At 73.9% G+C, this 23,870-nt stretch carries 22 protein-coding genes; 6 read left to right on the top strand and 16 right to left on the bottom strand.

What is annotated here, in order from left to right; genetic code table 11:
• Positions 1–53 precede the first annotated feature (53 nt).
• Positions 54–581: an SSI family serine proteinase inhibitor gene (locus ACSU53_RS05880; RefSeq protein WP_437025264.1), complete on the top strand. Its 528-nt coding sequence runs from the start codon at positions 54–56 to the stop codon at positions 579–581.
• A gap of 49 nt (positions 582–630) precedes the next feature.
• Here ACSU53_RS05880 and ACSU53_RS05875 read toward each other — a convergent pair whose 3' ends face one another.
• The 3 genes from ACSU53_RS05875 to glgX all read right to left on the bottom strand — a co-directional run bounded on the left by ACSU53_RS05875 (position 631) and on the right by glgX (position 6,812).
• Positions 631–1,881, bottom strand: a complete 1,251-nt coding sequence (locus ACSU53_RS05875) for a M14 family zinc carboxypeptidase (protein WP_437033043.1) — start codon at positions 1,879–1,881, stop codon at positions 631–633.
• Between the two features lie 134 nt (positions 1,882–2,015).
• Positions 2,016–4,406: a malto-oligosyltrehalose synthase gene (gene treY, locus ACSU53_RS05870; protein ID WP_437025262.1), complete on the bottom strand. Its 2,391-nt coding sequence runs from the start codon at positions 4,404–4,406 to the stop codon at positions 2,016–2,018.
• 90 nt (positions 4,407–4,496) lie between these two features.
• A complete protein-coding gene (gene glgX / locus ACSU53_RS05865; RefSeq protein ID WP_437025260.1) occupies positions 4,497–6,812 on the bottom strand; it encodes a glycogen debranching protein GlgX in 2,316 nt (771 codons plus the stop codon).
• Between the two features lie 402 nt (positions 6,813–7,214).
• Between glgX and ACSU53_RS05860 the strand changes: the two genes are divergently transcribed.
• Both ACSU53_RS05860 and ACSU53_RS05855 read left to right on the top strand, forming a co-directional pair.
• Positions 7,215–8,453, top strand: a complete 1,239-nt coding sequence (locus ACSU53_RS05860) for an SAV2148 family HEPN domain-containing protein (protein ID WP_437025258.1) — start codon at positions 7,215–7,217, stop codon at positions 8,451–8,453.
• Between the two features lie 233 nt (positions 8,454–8,686).
• Entirely contained in the window at positions 8,687–9,418 is a 732-nt protein-coding gene (locus ACSU53_RS05855) for a 3'-5' exonuclease (RefSeq protein ID WP_437025256.1), read from the top strand.
• A gap of 52 nt (positions 9,419–9,470) precedes the next feature.
• Here the strand turns inward: ACSU53_RS05855 and ACSU53_RS05850 are convergent, their stop codons facing one another.
• A complete protein-coding gene (locus tag ACSU53_RS05850) occupies positions 9,471–10,334 on the bottom strand; it encodes a phosphotransferase enzyme family protein (protein WP_437033041.1) in 864 nt (287 codons plus the stop codon).
• 137 nt (positions 10,335–10,471) lie between these two features.
• Here ACSU53_RS05850 and mgt point away from each other — a divergent pair, with 137 nt between their 5' ends.
• The 3 genes from mgt (at position 10,472) to ACSU53_RS05835 (ending at position 13,178) form a co-directional block, all read left to right on the top strand.
• The gene (gene mgt / locus ACSU53_RS05845; RefSeq protein ID WP_437025254.1) at positions 10,472–11,671 is read left to right on the top strand and encodes a macrolide-inactivating glycosyltransferase; all 1,200 of its coding nucleotides are present in this window, start codon (positions 10,472–10,474) and stop codon (positions 11,669–11,671) included.
• 591 nt (positions 11,672–12,262) lie between these two features.
• A complete protein-coding gene (locus tag ACSU53_RS05840; RefSeq protein WP_437025252.1) occupies positions 12,263–12,811 on the top strand; it encodes a DUF1697 domain-containing protein in 549 nt (182 codons plus the stop codon).
• Positions 12,804–13,178: a DUF4440 domain-containing protein gene (locus ACSU53_RS05835; protein ID WP_437025250.1), complete on the top strand. Its 375-nt coding sequence runs from the start codon at positions 12,804–12,806 to the stop codon at positions 13,176–13,178. Before ACSU53_RS05840 ends, ACSU53_RS05835 begins: the two co-directional genes overlap by 8 nt.
• A 352-nt stretch (positions 13,179–13,530) precedes the next feature.
• On the opposite strand, the gene ACSU53_RS05830 is transcribed toward ACSU53_RS05835, so the two are convergent.
• The 12 genes from ACSU53_RS05830 to ACSU53_RS05775 all read right to left on the bottom strand — a co-directional run bounded on the left by ACSU53_RS05830 (position 13,531) and on the right by ACSU53_RS05775 (position 23,798).
• Positions 13,531–14,274: a sirohydrochlorin chelatase gene (locus tag ACSU53_RS05830; protein WP_437025248.1), complete on the bottom strand. Its 744-nt coding sequence runs from the start codon at positions 14,272–14,274 to the stop codon at positions 13,531–13,533.
• A gap of 8 nt (positions 14,275–14,282) precedes the next feature.
• Entirely contained in the window at positions 14,283–15,173 is an 891-nt protein-coding gene (locus ACSU53_RS05825; RefSeq protein ID WP_437025246.1) for an ABC transporter permease, read from the bottom strand.
• Positions 15,160–15,972, bottom strand: a complete 813-nt coding sequence (locus ACSU53_RS05820; protein WP_437025244.1) for an ABC transporter ATP-binding protein — start codon at positions 15,970–15,972, stop codon at positions 15,160–15,162. Before ACSU53_RS05820 ends, ACSU53_RS05825 begins: the two co-directional genes overlap by 14 nt.
• A 34-nt stretch (positions 15,973–16,006) precedes the next feature.
• Entirely contained in the window at positions 16,007–17,110 is a 1,104-nt protein-coding gene (locus ACSU53_RS05815; protein ID WP_437025242.1) for an aliphatic sulfonate ABC transporter substrate-binding protein, read from the bottom strand.
• A 252-nt stretch (positions 17,111–17,362) separates the two neighbouring features.
• Positions 17,363–18,697 (bottom strand): sulfate adenylyltransferase subunit 1, encoded by a 1,335-nt coding sequence (locus ACSU53_RS05810; protein WP_437025240.1) that lies wholly within the window; start codon positions 18,695–18,697, stop codon positions 17,363–17,365.
• 2 nt (positions 18,698–18,699) lie between these two features.
• Complete coding sequence (cysD, locus tag ACSU53_RS05805) at positions 18,700–19,662, bottom strand: sulfate adenylyltransferase subunit CysD (RefSeq protein ID WP_437025238.1); 963 nt, start codon at positions 19,660–19,662, stop codon at positions 18,700–18,702.
• Positions 19,659–20,195, bottom strand: coding sequence for an adenylyl-sulfate kinase (gene cysC, locus ACSU53_RS05800; protein ID WP_437033039.1), 537 nt, complete (start codon positions 20,193–20,195; stop codon positions 19,659–19,661). The genes cysD and cysC overlap by 4 nt, the downstream gene beginning before the upstream one ends.
• 26 nt (positions 20,196–20,221) lie before the next feature.
• Positions 20,222–20,932 carry a phosphoadenylyl-sulfate reductase gene (locus ACSU53_RS05795; RefSeq protein WP_437025236.1) on the bottom strand — a complete coding sequence of 237 codons (711 nt, stop codon included), beginning with the start codon at positions 20,930–20,932 and terminating at the stop codon, positions 20,222–20,224.
• Complete coding sequence (locus tag ACSU53_RS05790; RefSeq protein WP_437025234.1) at positions 20,929–21,108, bottom strand: hypothetical protein; 180 nt, start codon at positions 21,106–21,108, stop codon at positions 20,929–20,931. Before ACSU53_RS05790 ends, ACSU53_RS05795 begins: the two co-directional genes overlap by 4 nt.
• A complete protein-coding gene (locus ACSU53_RS05785) occupies positions 21,105–22,802 on the bottom strand; it encodes a nitrite/sulfite reductase (RefSeq protein WP_437025231.1) in 1,698 nt (565 codons plus the stop codon). The genes ACSU53_RS05790 and ACSU53_RS05785 overlap by 4 nt, the downstream gene beginning before the upstream one ends.
• Before the next feature lie 212 nt (positions 22,803–23,014).
• Complete coding sequence (locus ACSU53_RS05780; protein WP_360594463.1) at positions 23,015–23,098, bottom strand: putative leader peptide; 84 nt, start codon at positions 23,096–23,098, stop codon at positions 23,015–23,017.
• Positions 23,099–23,225: 127 nt separating this feature from the next.
• Entirely contained in the window at positions 23,226–23,798 is a 573-nt protein-coding gene (locus tag ACSU53_RS05775) for a GNAT family N-acetyltransferase (RefSeq protein WP_437025230.1), read from the bottom strand.
• Positions 23,799–23,870: the final 72 nt, after the last annotated feature.

Raw genomic sequence — 23,870 nt, 5'->3', positions numbered from 1 at the left:
CGTTCGGGTGAGCCGGGGTGCGGTGGGCGGCCCGCCGTGCCGATGCATCGGGCATGACGCACACCACGACCCACGCGCGACGCGCCACGGGAGCCGGAGACGACACGGGACCGGTACGGGACACCGGGGCGGTCCGCGGTCCGCGGACCGTCAGGGGCGCGCGAGCGCTGCGGGGCACCCTGCTCGCGGCGGCCGTCCTCCTCGCCTGCGCCGCCCCCGTCCAGGCGGACCCCGACCCCACCGCCCCGGAGCCCGCCCCCACCGCCCCGGACCGCTGGCTCCACCTCACCGTCGGACCGGGCGAGGCCCCCTCGGCCGCGGACCCGGGCACCCTGCTGCTCTGCGACCCGCCCCGGGGCCACCGGCGGGCCGCCGACGCCTGCGCCGAACTGGAGGCCGCGGACGGCCGCATCGCCGGCATCCCGCCCAAGGAGGTGATGTGCACGATGGTCCACGCGCCGGTGACCGTCCAGGCGCGCGGCATGTGGCGGGGCCGCCCGGTCGCGTACACCGAGACCTTCCCCAACGCCTGTGTGATGGCCGCCCGGACGGGTTCGGTCTTCACCGCGGACGGGCCGTAGGGGAGACGCGGGTGCGGGGAGGGGCGGGTGCGAAGAGGGGCGGGCGTTCTCAGAGCGCCCGCTCGCGCGCCTGGAGCGCCGCCGCCACCACGGCGCGCGACTGGTGCTCCACCTGGTGCTCCACGGGGACCCAGCGGGCCCGGAACCGCACCGCGAAGGCATCGCTCCACAACGCCACCAGGTGCTCCAGCCGGGCCGCCGCCCGTTCGTCGCTGTCGCGCAGCTCCCGCAGCAGCATGGCCGCCGCCCGCAGCGGAACCCGCCGTGCGAACGCGTCCACGCTGCCGACGTACGCCCGCGTGCCGTCGACGGGCGGGGTGCGCGCCAGGTCGGCGGCCAGCCCCGGTACCAGTTCCAGACCCCACGTGGCCGCCCGCAGCAGCGGGCCGCCGCCGGACTCCGGGCGCGGCCGCGCCTGCTCCAGGACCCGCCGCACCGCGTCCGCGTCCCGCAGCAGCCGGTGCGACAGGTGCCGCATCGCCGCCGCCGGGGCGGGGTGCGGCGCCGGGTCGTCCACCAGGTCGCTCGCCCACATCGGCACCTCCACCACGGCCGTCAGGCCGCCGTACCGGTGGGCGTGGTACCAGGTGCTGTGCCGGGCGTCGTCCGGCAGGCTCGGGTAGGCCGGACCGGCCTCCGCCGCCGGCATCACATGCACCCCCGGCCCGGACGCGGGCCACCCCGCGGCGTCCGAGGCGCCGGTCTCCACCGGAATGTGCAGCTGGGCCGCGGACTTGGCGAACGGCTCCGACAACCCCGGCAGGTCCCGGGTCAACTGCACCCAGCTGCCGCCGAGTTCGGTGCCGTGCAGGGAAACCTGGAGGTAGGGCCGCAGCTCGTCGATGACGCCGGTCAGCGCGCGGGTCTCGGGCGGCAGCCGGTCCGGCGGCAGCAGCGAGGGCGCCCACTCCGGCTGTTCGGGCCCCGCCGGGCGGAAGAAGCCGAGATGGTAGTCGTACAGGCTGCGCGGCGGCGCGGTCACATGGAGGCTCGCCCCGTCCGGGTCGGCGCACAGCAGGAAGTGCCAGGACGTGCCGTCCCGCAGCTCCGCCTCGGCCAGGACCCGCCGGGCCAGGGCGAGCAGGGTGCCGCCCCCGGCCGGTTCGTTGGCGTGGGCGCCGGCCACCACCAGGACGGCGGGCTCGGCACGGCCCACGGACAGCAGGTACAGCGGGCGACCCCCGCGGGAGACCCCCACCTGCCGCAGGGCGCACAGACCGGGCCGTCGGCCGGCCAGCACGCGGGCGGCCGACTCCAGTTCGGCCACCGTCGGGTAGCGCAGCTCCGGCAGCAGACCCACCCCCCGTCGCATCCGCCCGACCTCGCAGTCCGCAGTACCCCACGGTCACGGACCGCTGTCAAGGGTGTGCCGGGGGAGTGCTCCGGGGGCGCCCGGAGCACTCCGCGGACCCGTCGCGCGGCCACGCGCCGACGTCACGCCCCGCCGCCGTCCCGTCCGTCCGCCGTGTCGTCGACCCGCTCCAGCAGCGCGACCGGCCACGGCCCGAACAGGTCGGCCGCGCGCACCTCACCCGTGAGTTCCCGCCCCGGCGCGAGCACGTCCGCCCACCGGCCCGGCGGCAGCGGCAGCCGCGTCTGCCGCCAGCCGCCCGCCTCCGCCAGCCGCAGCGACAGCCGGGTCACGGCGGTGAGCGCCCGCCCGGAGCGCACGAACGCCACGCAGTGCGCGGCGGCCGGCCCGTCCGCGGCCAGCGGCTCGTACGACGCCCGGTCGCCGAACACCTCCGGCCGCCGCGCCCGCAGCCCCAGCGCCGCCCGCGTCACCGTCTCCTTCGCCCCGTCCGGGGGCACCGGACCGGCGGGGAAGTCCACGGTGCGGCGGTTGTCGGGGTCGACCAGCGCCCGGTACTCGGCCTCCGTCCCCTGATAGACGTCCGGCACGCCCGGCATCGTCAGGTGCACCAGGACGGTGCCCAGCACATTGGCCCGGATGTGCGGTTCCAGCGCCTCGCGGAAGGCCGCCACGCGCTCGCCGGGCACCCCGCAGGGCCCCTCCGTGACGAACCGTCGCACCGCCTCCTCGTAGGGCGGCTCCTGCTCGGTCCAGCTGGTGTACATCCCGGCCTCGCGGACGTGCTTCAGCAGGGCCCCCCGCACCCGGTCCGGGTCCGCCGGGCCCAGCCCGAAGACCGTCTGCCAGGCGGCCCAGGCCAGTTGCGCGTCCGGTACGCCGGATCCCGTGCGGGTCACCTCCGCCAGGACGTCGGCCCAGCGCTCGGGGCACTCGGTCAGCACGTGCAGCGCGGCCCGCACGTCGGCGCTGCGCTTGGTGTCGTGCGTGGAGACGACGGTGCCGGTGGCGGGCCAGTCGCGCTGCATCCGCGCGCAGTACGCGTGGAACTCCTCCGGGGACACCGCCGGACGCCCCGGTTCGCCGCCCACCTCGGTCGCCGACAGCAGCGGTACGTAGCGGTAGAACGCCGTGTCCTCCACGGACTTGGCCCGCAGCGCCGACGCGGTCTGCGCGAACCGCGTACGGAACTCCACGTGCGCGGGCCCGTCCCCGTACCGTCCGAGCACCAGGTCCCGTACGACGTCCACCGCCCCGGCCTCCTCCGGGACCGCGAAGGCGAGCCGGGCCTCGGCCGCCGCCTCCTCGGTGACCACCCGGGCCGCGTCCACGGAGCCGTAGGGCCGGTACACCTCCAGCCGGACCAGCAGCTCCCGCAGCGCGGTGCGCAGCGCCCAGGGGGCGCGGTCGCGCAGGGCGGGCTCCGGGGACGTCCCGCACAGCCGGACGGCCACCCGGGTGAGCCGGTCGACCTCGGCGGCCAGCTCGTGGGTGAGCACCTTGTACGCGGCGCGGCGCACCGTCGCGGCCCAGTCGCCGCCCCGGTCGGTCTGGGGGGCCGCGAACCGCCGGTAGCGGCCGAGCAGTTCGCCGGCTCCGGCCGGGTCGGTGAACAGCCCGTCGACCTGGCGCAGGGCGTCGTAGCCGGTGGTGCCGGCGACCGGCCAGGAGGCGGGCAGCGGTTCGCCGTCGGCGAGGATCTTCTCCACCACCGTCCACCGCCCGCCGGACGCCTCGTGCAGCCGCCGCAGGTACCCGTCCGGGTCGGCGAGCCCGTCGGGGTGGTCCACCCGGAGCCCGTCGACCACCCCTTCGTGCAGCAGTGCGAGGATCTTCGCGTGGGTGGCCTCGAACACCTCCGGGTCCTCCACCCGCACCCCGATCAGCTCGGAGATGCTGAAGAACCGCCGGTAGTTCAGCTCCGTGCGGGCCAGCCGCCACCAGGCGAGCCGGTACCACTGGGCGTCGAGCAGCTCCGGCAGCGGCAGGTCCCCGGTGCCCTCGCGCAGCGGGAAGGCGTGGTCGTGGTAGCGCAGCACGTCGCCGTCGGCCGTGAGGCTGCCGAGCTCCTCGCCGAGCGGGCCGCCCAGCACCGGCAGCAGCACCCGGCCGTCCTGGGCCTGCCAGTCGATGTCGAACCACCGGGCGTACCGGGAGGTGGGGCCCTCGCGCAGCACCTCCCACAGGGCCTGGTTGTGGCGCGGCGCCATCGCCATGTGGTTCGGGACGATGTCCACCACCAGGCCGAGGCCGTGCTCCCGCGCGGTGCGGGACAGGGCCCGCAGCCCCTCCTCGCCGCCCAGTTCCCCGCGCACCCGCGCGTGGTCCACGACGTCGTAGCCGTGCGCCGAGCCCGGCACGGCCTCCAGGACGGGGGACAGGTGCAGGTGGGACACGCCGAGCGAGGCCACGTACGGCACGGCGGCCGCCGCGGCCCGGAAGGGGAAGTCCGGCTGCAGCTGCAGCCGGTAGGTCGCCGTGGGCAGCACCGGATCAGGTCGCTCAGGGGTCATGCAGAGCTACGTACCCGGCCCGGCGGCTTTCCTGTCATCCCCGCCGCCGCTCGGGCCACCCGTCGCCCCGTACGGGTGGCCCGGGGGCGGCTACGCGGGCCGTTGCAGCACGGTCAGGCTCCGCTCGGGCAGGGTCAGCCGGTCGCCCGCGTCGGCCTTCGCCCCGGTGCCCGGGGGGACGCCGTCCGCGCGGGCGGTGTCGACCACGACCTGCCACTGCCGTCCGTGGTCGACCGGCACCACGAAGTCCAGCGGCTTGGGGGAGGCGTTGAACATCAGCAGGAACGAGTCGTCCGTGATGCGCTCCCCCCGCTGGCCGGGCTCGGAGATCGCGTTGCCGTTGAGGAACACCGTCAGGGCCGACGCCCGCGCCGAGTCCCAGTCCCGCTGGGTCATCTCCGCGCCCTCCGGGGTGAACCAGGCGATGTCGGACAGGTCGTCGTGGGTGCCCTCCACGGGGCGTCCGTGGAAGAAGCGGCGCCGCCGGAAGACCGGGTGGTCCTTGCGCAGCCACACCATGGCCCGGGTGAACTCCAGCATCTGCCGCCGCAGGTCGTCCGTGGCGTCCGTGGCCTCCGCGGTGCCGGTGGTGTCCCCGGCCTCCCCGCTCCCCTCGCCGTCCCGGGCGCCACGGGTGCCCCCCGGGTCCCGCCGGTCTCCTGCCGCCCCGCGGCCGCCCCGGTCCCGGTCGGCCCCGGCGTCCGGGGCGGCCCCGGCGTCCGGGGCGGCCCCTGTGTCCCCGGAGCCGCCGGTGTCCGGTCCCGGCCAGTCCAGCCAGGCGATCTCGTTGTCCTGGCAGTAGGCGTTGTTGTTGCCGCGCTGGGTGCGCGCCATCTCGTCGCCGTGACTGAGCATCGGCACGCCCTGGGACAGCATCAGCGTGGCGATGAAGTTGCGCATCTGCCGGGCCCGCAGCGTCAGCACGTCCGGGTCGTCGGTCTCACCCTCGGCACCGCAGTTCCAGGACCGGTTGTGGCTCTCGCCGTCCCGGTTGTCCTCGCCGTTGGCCTCGTTGTGCTTGTCGTTGTACGACACCAGGTCGTGCAGCGTGAAGCCGTCGTGGCAGGTCACGAAGTTGATCGAGGCCAGCGGCCGGCGCCCGTCGTCCTGGTAGAGGTCCGAGGAGCCGGTGAGCCGGGAGGCGAACTCCGCGAGCGCCCGCGGCTCGCCCCGCCACAGGTCCCGGACCGTGTCGCGGTACTTGCCGTTCCACTCGGTCCACAGCGGCGGGAAGTTGCCCACCTGGTAGCCGCCCTCGCCCAGGTCCCACGGCTCGGCGATCAGCTTCACCTGGGAGACCACCGGGTCCTGCTGCACCAGGTCGAAGAACGACGACAGCCGGTCCACCTCGTGGAACTGGCGGGCCAGTGTCGCCGCCAGGTCGAACCGGAAGCCGTCGACGTGCATCTCGGTGACCCAGTACCGCAGCGAGTCCATGATCAGCTGGAGCACGTGCGGGGACCGCATGAGCAGCGAGTTCCCGGTCCCCGTGGTGTCCATGTAGTAGCGGGGGTCGTCGGTCAGCCGGTAGTAGCGGGGGTTGTCGATGCCCTTGAAGGACAGGGTCGGGCCCAGGTGGTTGCCCTCCGCCGTGTGGTTGTAGACCACGTCGAGGATGACCTCGATCCCGGCCTCGTGCAGCGCCTTGACCGCCGACTTGAACTCCAGCACCTGCTGGCCCCGGTCGCCCCAGGACGCGTAGGCGTTGTGCGGGGCGAAGAAGCCGATGGTGTTGTAGCCCCAGTAATTGTTCAGACCCATGTCGACCAGCCGGTGGTCGTTGACGAACTGGTGCACCGGCATCAGCTCCAGCGCCGTCACCCCCAGCTCGGTCAGGTGCTCGATCACCGCCGGGTGCGCCAGCGCCGCGTAGGTGCCGCGCAGCTCCTCCGGCAGCCCCGGGTGGCGCATGGTGAGGCCCTTGACGTGGGCCTCGTAGATCACCGTGTGGTGGTACTCCGTCCGGGGGCGCCGGTCGTCGCCCCAGTCGAAGTACGGGTTGACGACGACCGACGTCATCGTGTGCGGCGCGGAGTCGAGATCGTTGCGCCGGCCGGGGTCGTCGAAGTGGTAGCCGTAGACCTCCTCACCCCACTGGACCGAACCGCTGATCGCACGCGCGTACGGGTCGAGCAGCAGCTTCGCCGAGTTGCAGCGCAGCCCGCGCTCGGGTGCGTACGGCCCGTGCACCCGGAAGCCGTAGCGCTGCCCGGGCATGATCCCGGGCAGGTACGCGTGCCGCACGAACGCGTCGCTCTCCCGCAGCTCGATCGCCGTCTCGGAGCCGTCGTCGTGCAGCAGACACAGCTCTACTCGGTCCGCGGCCTCCGTGAAGACCGCGAAATTGGTGCCGGCGCCGTCGTAGGTGGCACCGAGTGGATACGCTTCGCCAGGCCAGACCTGCATGGATACGACTCTTTCAGGTGTACGGCGCCGAGGGCGGCGCCTGGCTCCGAGTCTCCCCGAGTCTCCTTCGAAAACGAGGGAACCTCCGGACCTGTCGGACAGGCCCCCAGACATATGCCCACTCCGGGCCCGCCCGTGCACCCTCCGATCGGCGCGTCCGGGACGGGCCCCGCACACGCGTACGCCCGGGGCCGGAGTGACGCCGGGGACCACCGGGGTACGGGCCCGCGTGCCACTATGAGCCGGATCACTCGCCGTCGGTCCGCCGGTCCGGAACGATCGTGCGGAGTGCGGAAGTTGGGAAACGACCCGGCCCATCGGGCTGCACCGCGCGCCGCTTGCGGAGTAGTCTCCTTGATCGTCGGGACGGGGAGTCCCGGGGGAGCGGAAGGCGGTGCACGGGTGGGCTCGGGAGGGCTGGAGCTGCCCCCTGGTGACGAGGGTCACGAGGGGACCTCCACGGACGCCCCGCCGGGCGCGGTGTCCCTGGCACGGCCGATGGACGCGGGGTCGATCGGGCCGGAGCTGGACTGGGACGGGGACGCCTGGCGCGAGGTGCGCACCCGCGCCCAGCGGGCGGGCCGCGCCTACATCTGGCTGAACCTCGTCGAGCAGCGGCTCCGCGCGGTGGTGGCCGCCGTCCTGCGGCCCGTCTACGAACCGGTGCACGGCGACGAGTGGGTGGTCGCCGCCGCCGGACCGGCCGGCCAGGAGTGGGTGCAGCGCGCGGTGGCGGTGCGCGAGGTCAGCCGCCGCAAGGGCTACCTGCTCGACCCGGCGGACGACAACGTGCTCTCCTTCCTCACGCTGCCGCAGCTGCGCGAGCTGATGGTGCAGCACTGGCCGTGCTTCGAGCCGTACGTCGACGACCGGCGCGACGTCGAGCTGGCCCTCGACGAGCTGGAGGTCACCCGCAACGTCGTCTCCCGCAACCGCGCCCTGTCCGAGGCCGTGCTGAACCAGGCCGAACGCGCCTCCGCCCGGCTGCTGGAGATGCTCGGCACCGGCGGCGACGTGCCCTCGGCGCGCCGGCTGCCCGTCGACGCCGTCGAGGACCTGGTCGGCGACCGGTACGCCGACGTGGTCGCCGTGCACCCCGACCGGGTGCGGCTGCTGCGGCAGTTCCCCGCCGAGGACATCTTCGGCGGCGCCCGCCGCCTGGACGCCCTCGGCATCGGGCTCAACCTGCTGGTGCAGAACTTCTCCGGCCGCCGCCTGGTGCGGCTGGCCGAGTCCGGCTGCCGGGTGCGCCTGCTGTTCCTCAACCCCGCCTCCAGCGCGGTCAAGCGCCGGGAACGCGAACTCGGCCTCAAACGCGGGGAACTGGGCCGCTCGGTCGAGATGAACATCCTGCACATGCGCCGGGTGCGCTCCCGGCTGCGGGACCCGGGCGCCTTCGAGATCCAGGTCTACGACGAGACCCCGCGCTGCACCGCGTACCTGGTGGACGCCGACGGCGCCGACGGCATCGCCGTGGTGCAGAACTACCTGCGCCGGGCCCGCGGGATGGAGGCGCCGGTGGTCGTCCTGCGCAACGGCACCCGGGTGGTCAAGCCGGGCGAGGTGGACGAGGGCGGCCTCTTCCCCACCTACCGCGAGGAGTTCGAGCAGATGTGGGCGGATTCGCGGCCCGTGTCCTGAGCCCCGTGCGCCCTGTGCCGACCGGGGACGCCCTGGGCCGTCCGGGGCCGCCGGCCGGAAGGTCCGTGGCAGGGACCTCCGTGCGGGGCGTCGCCCGGGGCAGGTCCCGCCCGGCCGCCCGGCCGCCGGCGGTGGGAGGCGGGCCGGGGCGGAGGGCGGACCTCCGGTTGTCAGTGGCGCGTGCGAAGGTGATGACCACTGGGGGAACGCACCACACGGAAGGGGGGCAGCCCATGGGCTGGCACCGGGAGCTGCTGATCGGCTTCGACCTGGAGACGACGGGGACCGACCCGCGCGAGGCACGCATCGTCACGGCCGCCGTCATCGAGGTCAGGAACGGGGAGCCGATGGGCCGCCGCGAGTGGCTGGCGGACCCGGGCGTCCCCATCCCGCCGGACGCGGTCGCGGTGCACGGCATCAGCGGCGCCCGCGCGGCCGCCGAGGGCCGCCCCGCCGACCGGGTCGCCGACGCCGTCGCGGACGTCCTCACGGGCTACTGGGAGACGGGCGTGCCGGTGGTGGCGTACAACGCGGCCTTCGACCTCAGCCTGCTCTCCGCCGAACTGCGCCGGTACGGCCTGCCGTCGCTGCGCGACCGGCTCGGCGGCAGGGACCCGGCGCCGGTCATCGACCCGTACACCATCGACCGCACCGTCGACCGCTACCGCCGGGGCAAGCGCAACCTCGAGGCCGTCTGCGCGGAGTACGGCATAGCCCTCGACGCGGCCCACGACGCCACCGCCGACGCCCTCGCCGCGGCCCGGCTGGCCGGCGCGATAGCCGCCCGCCACCCCAAGGTGGCGGCGCTCGGTCCGGCGGAACTGCACCGCCGTCAGATCCGGTGGTACGCCGAGTGGGCCGCGGACTTCCAGGACTTCCTGCGCCGCAAGGGCGACGCGACCGCGACCGTGGACGGGACCTGGCCGCTGCGCGAACCGGCCGGGGAGCCGGTGCCGGGCGTCTGAGGCGCCGTGCGGCCGTCGGCCGTGCCGGGGAGCGCGGTCGGGCCGGGGCGGGTCAGAAGGGGTACCAGCGGACCGTCGGATCCCCGTCGCGCAGGGAGGCCACCCGGCGCCGGAACTCGGCCAGGGCCTTCGGGTTCTGCGGCGCGTGCTGGGCGACCCAGGCGCAGCTCGCCGTCTCCCGCGCGCCCCGCAGCACCGTGCACCCCTCCCACTCCCGCACGTCCCAGCCGTAGGTGCCGGTGAAGGACCGGTACGCCTCCTCCGGCAGCGCGTACCGGTCGTGGGAGAGGGCCATGACGACCAGGTCGTGCTCGCGCAGGTCGTACGAGAAGGTCTCCAGGTCGACCAGCACCGGGCCGTCGGCCGAGACGTGCACGTTGCGCGGCAGCGCGTCCCCGTGGATCGGGCCGCGCGGCAGACGGGGCGTCAGGCTCGCGGCGGCCGAGGCGAAGCCGTCCCGCCGCTCGCGCAGATAGGCTGCGTCCGCCGGGTCGATCGCGTCGCCCGCCAGCCGGAGCCAGCGCTCCACGCCGCCCAGCAGGTCCCGCGGCGGCAGCGCGAAGGGCGGTGCGGGCAGGGCGTGCACGAGCCGCAGCAGTTCCGCCACGTCGCGCGGTGCGGCCGGCCGCACCGGCTCGGGCAGCCGGTGCCATACCGTCACGGGGTGGCCCGCCACCAGCCGGGCCCGGGGCTCGGCCGGACGCACCGCCGGAACGCCCTGCTCGGCCAGCCACAGCGCGATGTCCAGTCCGCGGCGCGCCCGCTCCAGGAGTTCCGCGTCGCGGCCCACCTTGACGACCAGGTCACCGGCGCCGAAGACCGCGTTCTCGCCGAGGGCCAGCAGTGCCGCGTCCCGTTCCCCGGCGGGGAGCGCCCCCGATGCGGCCAGCACCTCCCGCGCCCGTGCCTCGTCCACCATCCGCCTCCGTGTCCGTCCTCGTGCGGCCGTCCGCACGGCGGCCAGTGTCGCATTCGCACAGGTCGCGCCGTGGACGCGGTGCCCGCTCCGACCATAGGTGGACGAGACGTCTCGTCTCGTGTAGCGTCGCCGCCATGACGTCACCCGCACACATCGCCATGTTCTCCATCGCCGCCCACGGGCACGTGAACCCGAGCCTCGAGGTGATCCGCGAGCTCGTGGCACGGGGCCACCGGGTGACCTACGCGATCCCGCCGCTCTTCGCGGAGAAGGTCGCCGAGGCCGGCGCCGAGCCCAAGCCGTGGAACAGCACCCTGCCGGGGCCCGACGCCGACCCCGAGGCGTGGGGCACCACCCTGCTCGACAACGTGGAGCCCTTCCTCGACGACGCCGTCCAGGCTCTCCCGCAGCTGACCGCCGCCTACGAGGGGGACACCCCCGACCTCGTGCTGCACGACATCGCCGCCTACCCGGCCCGTGTCCTCGCCCGCCGCTGGGGCGTCCCCGCGGTCTCCCTCTCCCCGGCCATGGTCGCCTGGGAGGGATACGAACAGGAGGTCGCCGAGCCGATGTGGGCGGAACCGAGGAAGACCGAGCGGGGCCGCGCCTACTACGCCCGCTTCCACGCCTGGCTGGAGGAGAACGGCATCACCGAACACCCCGACTCCTTCGTCGGCCGCCCCGAGCGCTCCCTCGTCCTCATCCCCCGGGCCCTCCAGCCGAACGCCGACCGCGTCGACGAGAAGGTGTACTCCTTCGTCGGGGCCTGCCAGGGTGACCGCAGCGGGGAGGGGGAGTGGCAGCGGCCCGCGGGCGCCGAGAAGGTCGTCCTGGTCTCCCTGGGGTCGGCCTACACCAAGCAGCCCGGCTTCTACCGGAGTTGCGTCGAGGCGTTCGGCGGCCTGCCCGGCTGGCACCTGGTGCTGCAGATCGGCCGCCACGTCGATCCCGCCGAACTGGGGGAGCTGCCCGACGGCGTCGAGGTGCACCCCTGGGTGCCGCAGCTCGCGGTGCTGAAGGAGGCCGACCTGTTCGTCACGCACGCGGGCGCGGGCGGCAGCCAGGAGGGGCTGGCCACCGCCACCCCGATGATCGCCGTCCCGCAGGCCGTGGACCAGTTCGCCAACGCCGGCCTGCTCCAGGAACTCGGCGTCGCCCGGCACCTTCCCACCCAGGAGGCCACCGCCTCCCGTCTGCGGGCGGCGGCCCTGGAGCTGACCGGTGACCCTGAGGTCGCCCGGCGGCTGGAGCGCATCCGCGCCGAGATGGCCGAGGAGGGCGGCACCCGCCGGGCCGCCGACCTGATCGAGGCCGAACTCCCCGCCCGCCGGTAGCCGCCCCACGGGCCGGTAGGCACCCCACGGGCCGGCGGGCGGCGCGCCGGAGCGGCCACCGGCACGGGCGCGGGCCGGGACGCCCACCCGTGCACCGGCCCGCGCACCGGCCCGTGCACGGACACGGGCGGGGCGCGGCGGGCCCGGGCCGCCAGGCCCCGTACCCGCACGTCGTCGCTCCCCATGACGGGCTCGCTCCCTCGTGTGCGGCGGCGGCTCCCTGCCGCCACCTGCCACGTCCGACGGTAGGAGCCGGACGGGCCCGGATCGTCGTGCCGACCGGTGAGAGCCGGGCGCGGGGACTCCTCCCCCGGACCGGGTGTCCTCCGCACCGCGGAGGAGAGCGGCCCCCTACACCTACCGGGGTCGTCCGGAGGCCGGCCTCGGGGTTCCGGCCGCCGACCGGGCCCGCGGGGCCAGCGGCAGGGCGGGTGGCGCCGCCCTTCCGCAAGGTTGTTGAATAAGTCACAGGCGCGTGTACCGGTTGAACACGGCAGCCGCGTTCCGTCAGGCTTTCGCGCATCCGCCGCGCGCGGACGCGGCCGTCGTGCCCACCCCCACGGGGCACGACGGCCGCCTTATCGTGGGGGCATGGTGACGACGTACGCGGCACTCCTGCGCGGGATCAACGTGGGCGGCAGCCGCAAGGTGCCCATGGCGGAGCTGCGCACCCTCCTGGAGGGCCTCGGCCACACGGGCGTCCGCACGTACCTCCAGAGCGGTCAGGCGGTCTTCACCGCCGCCCGCGGCGACGAGGAGTCCCTGGCCGCCGAGCTGACGGGGGCCGTCGAGGACCGCTTCGGCTTCCACGTCGACGTCATCGTGCGCGACCACGCCTACCTGCGCGCCGTGGTCGACGCCTGCCCGTTCCCCGCCGACAGGCTGGAGGGCCGGCAGCTCCACGCCACCTACTTCTCCGCACCCGTCGACCCGGAACGCCTCGCCGGCATCGACGCCGAGGCCCATCGTCCGGAGGAGTTCCGCCTGGGCGACCGCGTACTGTACCTGTACGTGCCCGACGGGCTGGGGCGGTCGAAGCTGGCCGAGCAACTGGCCCGGCCGCGCGTCACCCGGGACCTGATCGCCACCACGCGGAACTGGAACACCGTCGTCAAACTCGTGGAGCTCACCCGTGCCTGAGCAGGACACCGCCGTGGACGCCGCCATCGAGGGCGAACTGAAGCTGCTGGACCCCGAGGTGCGCAGCTCGCCCGAACGGGTCGACGCGCTGCTGCACCCGGAGTTCTTCGAGTTCGGGGCGTCCGGGCGGGTCTGGGACCGCGCCGCGATCATCGACGCGCTCACCGAGGAGGGCGACGCGGGGGCACCGGCCGCCACGGTGTCCGCCATGAAGGCCGTCGAGATCGCCCCCGGCACGGTCCACCTCACCTTCGACACGGACCACAACGGCCGCCGTGCCCACCGCAGTTCGCTGTGGCGCCGCACGGACCGGGGCTGGCGCCTCTACTTCCACCAGGGGACGCTGTTCCCGCCCGACGGGGACTGACGGCCCGCCCTCGGCCGGGAGCGCACACCGGGGCGCCGGGGGGAGACCGGGAACGGCTCGAACCACGGCCCGCCCCGCGGGACGGACCGGCGACGGCCCGCCACGTGGGCCGGAAGGCGCCGGAAAGGCGCGGGAGAGACGCCGGAAGGCCGCCCTGCGAGGTGCCCGGCAGCGGCCCGCCGCAGGCGGCGCCACGCGGTCCACGGCGTCGACGGCATGGCGCACGCGACGCCCCTCGCGACGGGGGACACCTGCCGGCGCGCCCGGCCCGCCGCACCGCCCGCCGGTCCCGGGGCCCCGGGGGCCGCGCTCGATGCGCCCGGGGCGCCGGTCGCACACGCCGGTGCCGGGCTCAGGCCCCCAGCGCCGACCGCAGCGGCACCCGCGCCGCGTCGTAGCGCTCCAGCAGCACCCGCGCCACCTCCGGGGCCGGGCCCAGCACGTCCGCCAGGACGTCCGCCCCGGCCGCGTCCGCGCCCCGCGCGATGCGGTCCGGCAGGAAGCCGGGGGCCAGCACGTAGGGGGCGACGGCGACCCGCGCGCAGCCGAGCTCGCGCAGTTCCCGCACCGCGTCCTCGGTGCGGGGAAGGGAAGCGGAGGCGAACGCAGGCCGCACGGCGCACCAACCGGTGTGCCGCCACTCCCGCGCGATGTCTGCGATCACTGCGATCGCCTCCGGGTCGGAGGACCCCGCTGAGGCCAGGACGACCCCGGTCGAGGACCGGTCGGCGGGCCGGACGCCCGCCTCGTGCAGCCGCCGCTCCAGGGCCCGCAGCAGCAGCGGGGACGGGCCGAGCACGTCGGCCCGGTGGACGCGCAGCCGGGACGGCGCCTGCGCCAGGGCCGCCGGGATGTCCGTCTTGGCATGGAAGGCCCGGGTCAGCAGCAGCGGCAGGGCGACGACGTCCCGCACGCCCTCCGCGTCCAGCGACGCCAGGGCGCCCGGGACCGAGGGGACGTTGAACTCCAGGAACGCGGTCTCCACCCGCAGCCCGGGCCGCAGCGACCGCACCCGGCGCACCAGGGCGTGCACCGTCGCGGCGTGCCGCGGGTCGCGGCTGCCGTGCGCGATGACGAGCAGAACGGGTCGGTGCATGACGTGCCTCAGCCCTTCACCAGCAGACCGCGGCTGCGCAGCACCCACCGCTCCAGCGGACTGAAGATCAGCAGGTCGATGGCGATGCCCACGGTCAGGATCAGCAGGATGGCCTCGAACACCATGGCCATGTCGCTGGCGTTGCGGCCGTTCTCCAGCAACTGGCCCAGGCCCACGCCCAGGTCGGGGAAAGAGGCGATGATCTCCGCGGCCATCAGCGAACGCCAGGAGAACGCCCAGCCCTGCTTCAGGCCCGCCACGTAACCGGGCAGCGCCGCCGGCAGGACGATGTGCCAGGTGCCCTTCAGCCCGGTCGCGCCCAGGGTGCGCCCGGCCCGCAGGAACAGCGGGGACACCTGGTCCACGCCGGAGACCAGGCCGTTGGCGATCGAGGGGACCGCGCCGAGCAGGATCACCGCGTACATCATCTGGTTGTTCAGGCCCAGCCAAATCACCGCCGGCGGCACCCACGCCACCGACGGCAGCGACTGCAGCCCGGACAGGATGGGGCCGATGGCCGCGCGCACGAACCTCACCCGCGCCACCAGCAGCCCCAGCGGGGTGCCGATGAGCAGCGCGAAGAAGAAGCCGAGCAGCCCGCGCGAGACGCTGGTCCAAATGTAGCCGAGGAGTTCGCCCTCCAGCCACGCCCGCTCCAGCACCTGCCACACCGCACCCGGCGAGGGCAGCTTGGCCGGGTCGTCGACGATCCGGAAGGACACCAGCGCCTGCCACACCGCCAGCACCAGGGCCACGGCGATCACGGGCGGGAGGATCTTCTGCGTGACGGTCTGCCGGAACGGGGTGCGGCCGGTCTGCACCGTCTCCAGCGCGTCGAGCCCGGCCTCCAGGCCGGCGAGGTCGCTCCCGTCCTTGGCGGTCGTGTCAGTGCTGGCCATGACGGCGGATCTCCCCACGGAGTTCTTCGGTGATCTCGACGGACAGCTCCGCGACGGCGGTGTCCTCGATGCGGCGCGGGTGGGGTATGTCCACCGTCCACTGGCGGGCGATCCGCCCCGGCCGGGAGGACAGCAGGACGACCCGCTGGGCGAGTCGCACCGCCTCCCGCACGTTGTGCGTGACGAACAGGACGGCCAGCCGACCCGAGGCCGAGCCGTCGGCGTTGGCCGTCCGCCAGATGCGGGTCAGCTCGTCGTGCAGCACGTCCCGGGTGATGGCGTCCAGCGCGGCGAACGGCTCGTCCATCAGCAGCAGCCGGCTCTCCTGGGCGAGTGCCCGCGCCATCGCCACCCGCTGGCGCATGCCGCCGGACAGTTCGTGCACCCGCTTGCCGTGCGCGCCCTTCAGCCGGACCAGTTCGAGCAGGTGCTCCGCCCGTTCGCGGCGCTCGGACTTCGGCACGCCCCGCAGCCTCAGGGCGAGTTCGATGTTCTTGCCCGCGGTCAGCCAGGGGAACAGGGCGTGTTCCTGGAACATCAGCGCGGGGCGGCCGTCGGTGGTGATGCTGCCCGCGCTGGGCCGGTCGAGGCCGGCGACCAGGTTGAGCAGGGTGGACTTGCCGCAGCCCGAGGCACCCAGCAGGGTGACGAACTCGCCCGGCGCGACATCGAGGCTGATGTCGTCCAGCACGAGCTGCTGCCCTGCCGGGTGCGCGAACGACTTCGAGACGTGCGCGATCCGGGCGGAGTGCGTCGCCGTCTCGGTGCCGTCGGCGGCCCTGGCGAGAGTCGTGGCCATGGTCGTCACCTCCTGGGAGTGGTCGGGTTCGGGGTCACGGGGCGCCGAGGCCGGCGTCGTCGACGGCGGGGGCGCCCGCGGCGGCCAGGACCTTGTTGAGGGGCGCGAGGTCGTAGATGCCGTCCAGGCGGGCCGATTCCAGCAGGCCCGCGTCGACGGCGTGCCGAGCCTGGGTGGAGAGGGTGGCGGCGAGCGGGTCGTCGGTGAAGCGGATCGACGACCACGCCGGGTCGACGACCTCGGCCGGCAGGGCCTTGCCGGAGTCGAGGGCCAGCTGCTCGTTGGCGGCCTTCTTCGCCTCCTGCGGGTGGGCGTTGATCCACCGGTTGGCCGCGACGGACGCCCGCAGGACCGCCTCGACGGCCTTCGGGTGCTTCTCGAGGAACTCCTGCCGCACGACGATGTTCGTGATGACGAACTTCTCGTCCGGCCACAGCGACGCCTCGTCGAGCAGGACCTCGCCGCCGTCGGCGACCAGCTTCGACGCGGTCGGCTCCGGCACCCAGGCACCGTCGACGCTGCCGGCCCGGAAGGCGTCGGGGGTGACCTTGTTGTCGCTGCGGACGACGGTCACGTCGCCCTTCCCGCTCAGCGGGTCGACCTTCCAGCCGCGCCCGGCCGCCCAGTCGAGGAAGGCGACGTCCTGCGTGTTGCCGAGCTGCGGGGTCGCGATCCGCTTGCCCTCGACGTCCTCCAGGGAGCGGATCCGGTCCGGGTTGACCACCAGTTTCACCCCGCCGGACGCCGAACCGCCGATGATCCGCAGGTTCCTGCCGCCGGCCTTGACGTACCCGTTGATCGCGGGGGAGGGGCCGATCCAGCCGATGTCGATCGAGCCGGAGTTGAGCGCCTCGATCTGGGAGGGGCCCGCGTTGAACACCGCGTACCGGGCCAGGGTCGCGCCGAGTTCCTTCTGGAAGAAGCCCTTGCGCTTGCCGACCAGCGCGGTCCCGTGCGTGAGGTTCCCGAAGTAGCCGATCCGGACGGAGTCGAGTCCGTCGGTCTTCTTCGCCCCGGCCGCGATCTCGGCGGTGCCGTGGTCCTTGGCCTGCGAGCCGTAGCCGCAGGCGGCCAGGGCGAGCAGGGGGAGCACGGCCAGCACGGTCAGCGCGCGGCGCGGGACGGATGTGGCAGGCACGGGAGGGGTTCCTCTCCTAGGGCCCGGCGGTCGCGCGACGTTCAGGTCGCGGCCGGGTGGTCGGCAGGTTTTCGCCGGTGACGGCGGGGGCGGCGGGCGCGCGGGCGGCGCGCGTACGTCATCGCGCACATCGCGCGACCCCGCCCTGTCCTCCCCCGAACTCCGTTCGGCGGGACCGCCGGCCCGGGGCCCCGCTGCCGGCCCGTCCGACTTCCCCGGCGGACGTGGCGTGGGGATCCGTGGACTCCATCGTCAGAAGTCCCACCCGTCGTCCTCGGCCGGGTTCTTGACCGGCTCGGGTGCGGCGAAGGACTCGCCGACCATGCCCGCGGTCAGCGTGGTGCCGTCGGCCGGGTCGATGAGGATGAAGGAGCCGGTGCGCCGCGAGTCCGAGTAGGAGTCGGCCGGCAGCGGCTCGGCGGTACGGATCTTCACCCGGCCGATGTCGTTGGCGGCCAGCGTCCCGGGGTGCGGGTGCAGGGACAGGTCGTCGAGGGTGAGCCGCGACGGGATGTCCTTGACGATCGCCTTGACGGTGCGGGTGCCGTGCTTGAGCAGCACCCGGTGGCCGACGGTGAGCGGCTGGTCGGCGACGTGGCACACGGTGGCGTCGAGGTCCTGCGTGGTGGCGGGGGCGTCCTGGGTGGGCACCAGGAGGTCGCCGCGCGAGATGTCGATGTCGTCGGCCAGCAGCAGCGTCACCGACTGCGGCGTCCAGGCCGCCCGCACGGGCTCGCCCAGGAGGTCGATGCCGGTGATCGTGGTCGTCCGCCCGGACGGCAGCACGGTCACGGCGTCGCCCACCCGGAACGTGCCGGCGGCGATCTGCCCGGCGTAACCCCGGTAGTCGGGGTGCTCGGCGCTCTGCGGCCGGATCACGTACTGCACGGGCAGCCGGGCGTGGCAGTGCGTCAGGTCGTGGCTGACCGGCACCGTCTCCAGGTGCTCCAGGACGGTGGGGCCGCCGTACCAGTCCATGTGCGAGGACGGCTCCACCACGTTGTCGCCCACCAGCGCCGAGATCGGCACCGCGGTCACCTCGGGCACGCCCAGCTCGGTCGCGTACGCCGTGAACTCCTCGGCGATGGCGGCGAACACGGACTCCTGGTAGCCGACCAGGTCCATCTTGTTGACGGCGAGCACCACGTGCGGCACCCGCAGCAGGGCGGCGATCGCCGCGTGCCGCCGGGTCTGCTCGACCACGCCGTTGCGGGCGTCGACGAGGATCACCGTCAGCTCGGCGGTGGAGGCGCCGGTGACCATGTTCCGCGTGTACTGCACGTGGCCCGGGGTGTCGGCGAGGATGAACCGGCGGCGGGGCGTGGCGAAGTAGCGGTAGGCCACGTCGATGGTGATGCCCTGCTCCCGCTCGGCCCGCAGACCGTCGGTGAGCAGCGCCAGGTCGGGCGCCTCCTGCCCGCGGCTGGCGGACGCCCGCTCCACGGCCTCCAGCTGGTCGGCGAGGACCGACTTGGAGTCGTGCAGCAGCCGGCCCACCAGGGTGGACTTGCCGTCGTCGACGGAACCGGCGGTGGCGAACCGCAGCAGGGTGGTCTCCGCGAGCGCCTCGGTCGTGATCGTGCTCATCTCTAGAAGTACCCTTCGCGCTTGCGGTCTTCCATCGCGGCCTCGGAGAGCTTGTCGTCGGCGCGGGTGGCGCCGCGCTCGGTGAGCCGGGAGGCGGCGATCTCGGTGATCACCTTCTCGATGGTGTCGGCGTCGGAGTCGACGGCGCCGGTGCAGGACATGTCGCCCACGGTCCGGTACCGCACGGTCCGCCTCTCCACCGGCTCGTCGTCGCCCGGGCCGCCCCACTCGCCGGCCGTCAGCCACATCCCGGCCCGCCGGAACACCTCGCGCTCGTGCGCGAAGTAGATGCCGGGCAGCTCGATGCCCTCCCGGGCGATGTACTGCCACACGTCCAGTTCGGTCCAGTTGGACAGCGGGAACACCCGCACGTGCTCGCCGGGGGCGTGCCGGCCGTTGTACAGGTTCCACAGCTCGGGGCGCTGGCGGCGCGGGTCCCACTGGGAGAACTCGTCGCGGAGACTGAACACCCGCTCCTTGGCGCGGGCCTTCTCCTCGTCGCGGCGCCCCCCGCCGAACACGGCGTCGAACCGCTCGGCGGCGATCTTCTCGGTGAGCGGCAGGGTCTGGAGCGGGTTGCGGGTGCCGTCGGGGCGCTCCTTGAGCACCCCGCGGTCGATGTAGTCCTGCACGGACGCGACGTGCAGCCGCAGCCCGTGCCGGGCGACGGTGCGGTCGCGGTACTCCAGGACCTCGGGGAAGTTGTGCCCGGTGTCGACGTGCAGCAGGGCGAAGGGCACCGGCGCGGGCGCGAACGCCTTGAGCGCCAGGTGCAGCATGAGGATGGAGTCCTTGCCGCCGGAGAACAGGATCACCGGGTTCTCGAACTCCCCGGCCACCTCGCGGAAGATGTGCACCGCCTCCGACTCCAGCGCGTCGAGGTGGGAGAGCGCGTACGGGCCGGAGGCACCCTCCGTGCCGTCCGCGCCACCGGTGTTCTCCGTGACCGTTGCGACGGTCGTCATGCCAGTCCCCTTTCGCTGAGCAGGGTGTGCACCGCCACGGCGGACTCCCGGACGGTCTGGTGCTGCGACTCGATGCGCAGGTCGGGCGCCGTAGGCTCCTCGTACGGGTCGTCCACGCCGGTGAGCCCGGTGAGTTCGCCCGCGGCCTGCTTGGCGTACAGGCCCTTCACGTCCCGTACGGAGCACACCTCCACCGGGGTCGCCACGTGGACCTCGACGTACGGCGTGCCGTTCGCGGCGTGGCGTTTGCGCACCGCTTCCCGGCTGTCGGCGTAGGGCGCGATGACGGGGACGAGGGCGGTGACGCCGTTGCGGGCGAGCAGTTCGGCGACGAAGCCGATGCGCTGCACGTTGGTGTGCCGGTCCTCGCGGCTGAAGCCGAGGCCCGCGGAGAGGAACTCGCGGATCTCGTCGCCGTCGAGCACCTCCACGGGCCGGCCCGACGCGCGCAGCAGGCCGGCGAGTTCGTGGGCGATGGTGGTCTTGCCGGCGCTCGGCAGACCCGTGAGCCAGACGGTGGCTCCGGTCGTCACGGTGGTCTCCTGGGGATTCGTCATGGTCAGCCGTGCAGCCCGCACTCGGTCTTGGCGCGGCCCGCCCAGCGGCCGGCGCGGGCGTCCTCGCCCTCCAGCACGCGGCGGGTGCAGGGCGCGCAGCCGACGGAGGCGTAGCCGTCGGTCAGCAGCGGGTTGGTCAGCACGCCGTGCTCGGCGACGTAGGCGTCCACGTCGTCCTGGGTCCAGCGGGCGATCGGCGAGATCTTGACCTTCTGCCGCTTCTCGTCCCAGCCGACCACCGGGGTGTGGGCCCGGGTCGGGGACTCCTCGCGGCGCAGCCCCGTCGCCCACGCCTGATAGCCCGTCAGGCCCTCTTCCAGCGGCAGCACTTTGCGCAGCCGGCAGCACAGGTCGGGGTCGCGGTCGTGCAGCTTCGGGCCGTACTCGGCATCCTGCTCGGCCACCGTCTGCCGCGGGGTGAGCGTGATGACGTTGACGTCCATCACGGCGTCGACCGCGTCCCGGGTGCCGATGGTCTCCTCGAAGTGGTAGCCGGTGTCCAGGAACACCACGTCCACGCCGGGCATGGCCCGGGAGGCGAGGTGGGCGACCACCGCGTCCTCCATCGAGGAGGTCACGCAGAAGCGTCCGCCGAACGTCTGTGCCGCCCACCGCAGGATGTCCAGCGCGGAGGCGTCCTCCAGCTCCCGGCCGGCCCGCTCGGCGAGCTCTTTCAACTCCTCGGCCGTGTATGTGTCCTGACGTACCGTCATGCCGCATCCCCTCCCGTGTCCGTCGGCTGTGTCCCGCGGGCGAGCAGCCCGAGGAACTTCAGCCGGAAGGCCCGGTTGCAGGCGGCGCACTCCCACGCCCCGGGTCCGTCCTCACCGGGACGCAGGTCCTCGTCGCCGCAGTACGGGCAGTGGAACGGGGCCGCCCGCTCGCTCACGACAGGGCCTCCTCGGAGGCGCGCGCGGCCCAGGCCGCGAACCGCTCGCCGTCCTCGCGCTCCGCCTGGAAGCGCTTGAGGACCCGCTCGATGTAGTCGGGCAGTTCGTCCGAGGTCACCTTCAGGCCCCGCACCTTCCGGCCGAAGGACGGCTCCAGGCCCAGGGCGCCGCCCAGGTGCACCTGGTAGCCGCCGACCTGACGGCCCTCGGCGTCGGTGACCAGCTGGCCCTTGAGACCGATGTCCGCGGTCTGGATGCGGGCGCAGGCGTTGGGGCAGCCGTTGATGTTGATGGTGAGCGGTTCGTCGAAGTCCGGCAGCCGGCGCTCGAGTTCGTCGATGAGTTCGCTGCCGCGCTCCTTGGTCTCCACGATGGCCAGCTTGCAGAACTCGATGCCGGTGCAGGCCATCGTGCCGCGCCGGAACGGGGAGGGGCTGACCCGCAGGTCCAGCGCCTCCAGGCCGTCGACGAGGGAGGCGACCCGGTCCTGCGGCACGTCCAGGATGATCATCTTCTGCTCGACGGTGGTGGAGACCCGTCCGGAGCCGTGCTCCTCGGCCAGCGCGGCGACCTTGGTGAGCAGCGAGCCGTCCATGCGGCCCACGCGGGGGGCGAAGCCCACGTAGAAGCGGCCGTCCTTCTGCCGGTGCACGCCGATGTGGTCGCGCCACTGCTGGGCGGGCATCTCGGGCGCCGGGCCGTCGATCAGCTTGCGGCCCAGGTAGTCGTCCTCCAGGACCTGGCGGAACTTCTCCGCCCCCCAGTCGGCGACCAGGAACTTCAGCCGGGCGCGGTTGCGCAGCCGGCGGTAGCCGTGGTCGCGGAAGATCGTGGTGACCGCCTCCCACACGTCCGGCACGTCCTGCTCGGGCACCCACGCGCCCAGTCGCACACCGAACTTGGGGTTGGTGGACAGTCCGCCGCCGACCCACAGGTCGAAGCCGGGCCCGTGCTCGGGGTGGACCACGCCGACGAACGAGATGTCGTTGATCTCGTGCGCCACGTCCAGCAGCGGGGAACCGGAGACGGCCGTCTTGTACTTGCGCGGCAGGTTGGAGAAGCGCGGGTCGCCGATGTAGCGGCGGACGATCTCGTCCAGCGCGGCGGTGCCGTCGATGATCTCGTCCTCGGCCACACCGGCCACCGGGGAGCCGAGCATGCCGCGCGGGCAGTCGCCGCACGCCTCGGTGGTGGACAGGCCCACCGCCTCCAGCCGCTCCCAGATGGTGGGCACGTCCTCGATGCGCACCCAGTGGAACTGGACGTTCTGGCGGTCGGTGATGTCCGCGGTGCCCCGGGCGTAGGACTCGGAGAGCTCACCGATCACCCGCAGCTGCTCGGTGGTGAGCCGTCCGCCGGTGATGCGGACCCGCAGCATGAAGTACTCGTCCTCGAGCTCCTCCGGCTCCAGCACCCCGGTGCGGCCGCCGTCGATGCCGGGGCGGCGCTGGGTGTAGAGCCCCCACCATCGGAAGCGCCCCCGCAGGTCGTTGGGGTCGATGGAGTCGAAGCCGCGCTTGGAGTAGATCGTCTCAATACGTGTCCGTACGTTGAGACCGTCGTCATCCTTCTTGAGCTGCTCGTTGCCGTTCAGCGGGGTGTGGTGACCCGCGGCCCATTGACCCTCGCCGCGGTGACGGCTCACCTTGCGGCGGGCGGACGCGGCGGCAGACTTCGGCGGGGTGGCGGCCATGGAGGGTACGTCCTTCGGGACAGCGGTGGATGGTGTCGGCGCGCGGCGCCGACGGGTGCGTGGCGGATCGGGCGGCAGGCGTGCGGCCTTGACCAGCGCATTCGCGGCGTGCGCAGGCCCTGCGCGTCATTGCGCGGGCGCGAGCGCGGGAGAGCGGGGGGAGGGGAACCGGTGGTGCTGGAGCCCGTGGCCGAGGGGCCACTGAAGGGGCGTCAGCGCATCGGACAGATGGCGCTGGACATACGGCCGAGGTCGACGTGCCGCCGACTCACCAAGGCGATTCCAGTTCCAGGCATGGCGGAAGACTGGCACGGAGCTCCGGAGCCAGTCCACCGTTATCCAAAATGCGGACACCCTTGTCTCGTCGTGCGAGACAAGGGTGTCCTTGGTCACGTTTGGCGCGGGCGGTCTTGTCCTGGCCGGTCAGGCGGGGTAGGCCCCCGGCCACGGGCCGGGCGTCGCCACCTCCGGCTCCTGTTCGACCTTGGTGTCGAACAGCCGGAAACCGCGCCGCAGGTAGTTGTCCATGGCGTGCTCGCCGTCCTTGCTGCACGTGTGCAGCCACACCCGGCGGGTCGGCTTCAGGCCCGGCCACCGCTCCGCCAGGTCCCACGCCCGCGCCACGCCGTACGACAGGAGGTGGCCGCCGATGCGGCGCCCGCGGAAGGCGGCGATGAGCCCGAAGTAGACGATCTCCACCACGCCGTCGTCCTGCGCCTGGAGTTCCACGTACCCGGCGGGCGTCCCGCGGTCGTGGGCGACCCACGTCTCCACACCGGGCTGCTCCAGGTGTCGCGTCCACTGCGCGTACGTCCAGCCCAGCCGGTCGGTCCAGCGGATGTCACCGCCGACGGACGCGTACAGGAAGCGGCTGAACTCCGGCGAGGGCACCTCGGCGCGGACGATCCGCACGTCCCCTTCCGGCACGGCGGCCGGCCGGAGGTCGGCGGGCGCCGTCTGCTCCAGGGACCAGGTGGTCACGGTGATGGTCGTCATGTCCGAAAGGGAACCATCCCCGGCGGGCCCCTGTCGACGTCCGCCCACGTCCCGGAACGCCCCCGGACGTCC

Origin of the sequence: Streptomyces sp. enrichment culture (genome assembly GCF_964273255.1) — a bacterium.
Taxonomy (GTDB): domain Bacteria; phylum Actinomycetota; class Actinomycetes; order Streptomycetales; family Streptomycetaceae; genus Streptomyces.
This window is presented reverse-complemented; position numbering and strand designations above follow the sequence as displayed.

Bases quoted from the DNA above. Each gene is read 5' to 3' on its own strand.
- ACSU53_RS05880 (WP_437025264.1), top strand. From the start codon at position 54: ATGACGCACACCACGACCCACGCGCGACGCGCCACGGGAGCCGGAGAC.
- ACSU53_RS05820 (WP_437025244.1), bottom strand. From the start codon at position 15,972: ATGGCCACGACTCTCGCCAGGGCCGCCGACGGCACCGAGACGGCGACG.
- treY (WP_437025262.1), bottom strand. From the start codon at position 4,406: ATGACCCCTGAGCGACCTGATCCGGTGCTGCCCACGGCGACCTACCGG.
- glgX (WP_437025260.1), bottom strand. From the start codon at position 6,812: ATGCAGGTCTGGCCTGGCGAAGCGTATCCACTCGGTGCCACCTACGAC.
- ACSU53_RS05775 (WP_437025230.1), bottom strand. From the start codon at position 23,798: ATGACGACCATCACCGTGACCACCTGGTCCCTGGAGCAGACGGCGCCC.
- ACSU53_RS05855 (WP_437025256.1), top strand. From the start codon at position 8,687: ATGGGCTGGCACCGGGAGCTGCTGATCGGCTTCGACCTGGAGACGACG.
- ACSU53_RS05780 (WP_360594463.1), bottom strand. From the start codon at position 23,098: ATGCCTGGAACTGGAATCGCCTTGGTGAGTCGGCGGCACGTCGACCTC.
- ACSU53_RS05840 (WP_437025252.1), top strand. From the start codon at position 12,263: ATGGTGACGACGTACGCGGCACTCCTGCGCGGGATCAACGTGGGCGGC.
- ACSU53_RS05810 (WP_437025240.1), bottom strand. From the start codon at position 18,697: ATGAGCACGATCACGACCGAGGCGCTCGCGGAGACCACCCTGCTGCGG.
- mgt (WP_437025254.1), top strand. From the start codon at position 10,472: ATGACGTCACCCGCACACATCGCCATGTTCTCCATCGCCGCCCACGGG.
- ACSU53_RS05830 (WP_437025248.1), bottom strand. From the start codon at position 14,274: ATGCACCGACCCGTTCTGCTCGTCATCGCGCACGGCAGCCGCGACCCG.
- cysD (WP_437025238.1), bottom strand. From the start codon at position 19,662: ATGACGACCGTCGCAACGGTCACGGAGAACACCGGTGGCGCGGACGGC.
- ACSU53_RS05795 (WP_437025236.1), bottom strand. From the start codon at position 20,932: ATGACGGTACGTCAGGACACATACACGGCCGAGGAGTTGAAAGAGCTC.
- ACSU53_RS05785 (WP_437025231.1), bottom strand. From the start codon at position 22,802: ATGGCCGCCACCCCGCCGAAGTCTGCCGCCGCGTCCGCCCGCCGCAAG.
- ACSU53_RS05825 (WP_437025246.1), bottom strand. From the start codon at position 15,173: ATGGCCAGCACTGACACGACCGCCAAGGACGGGAGCGACCTCGCCGGC.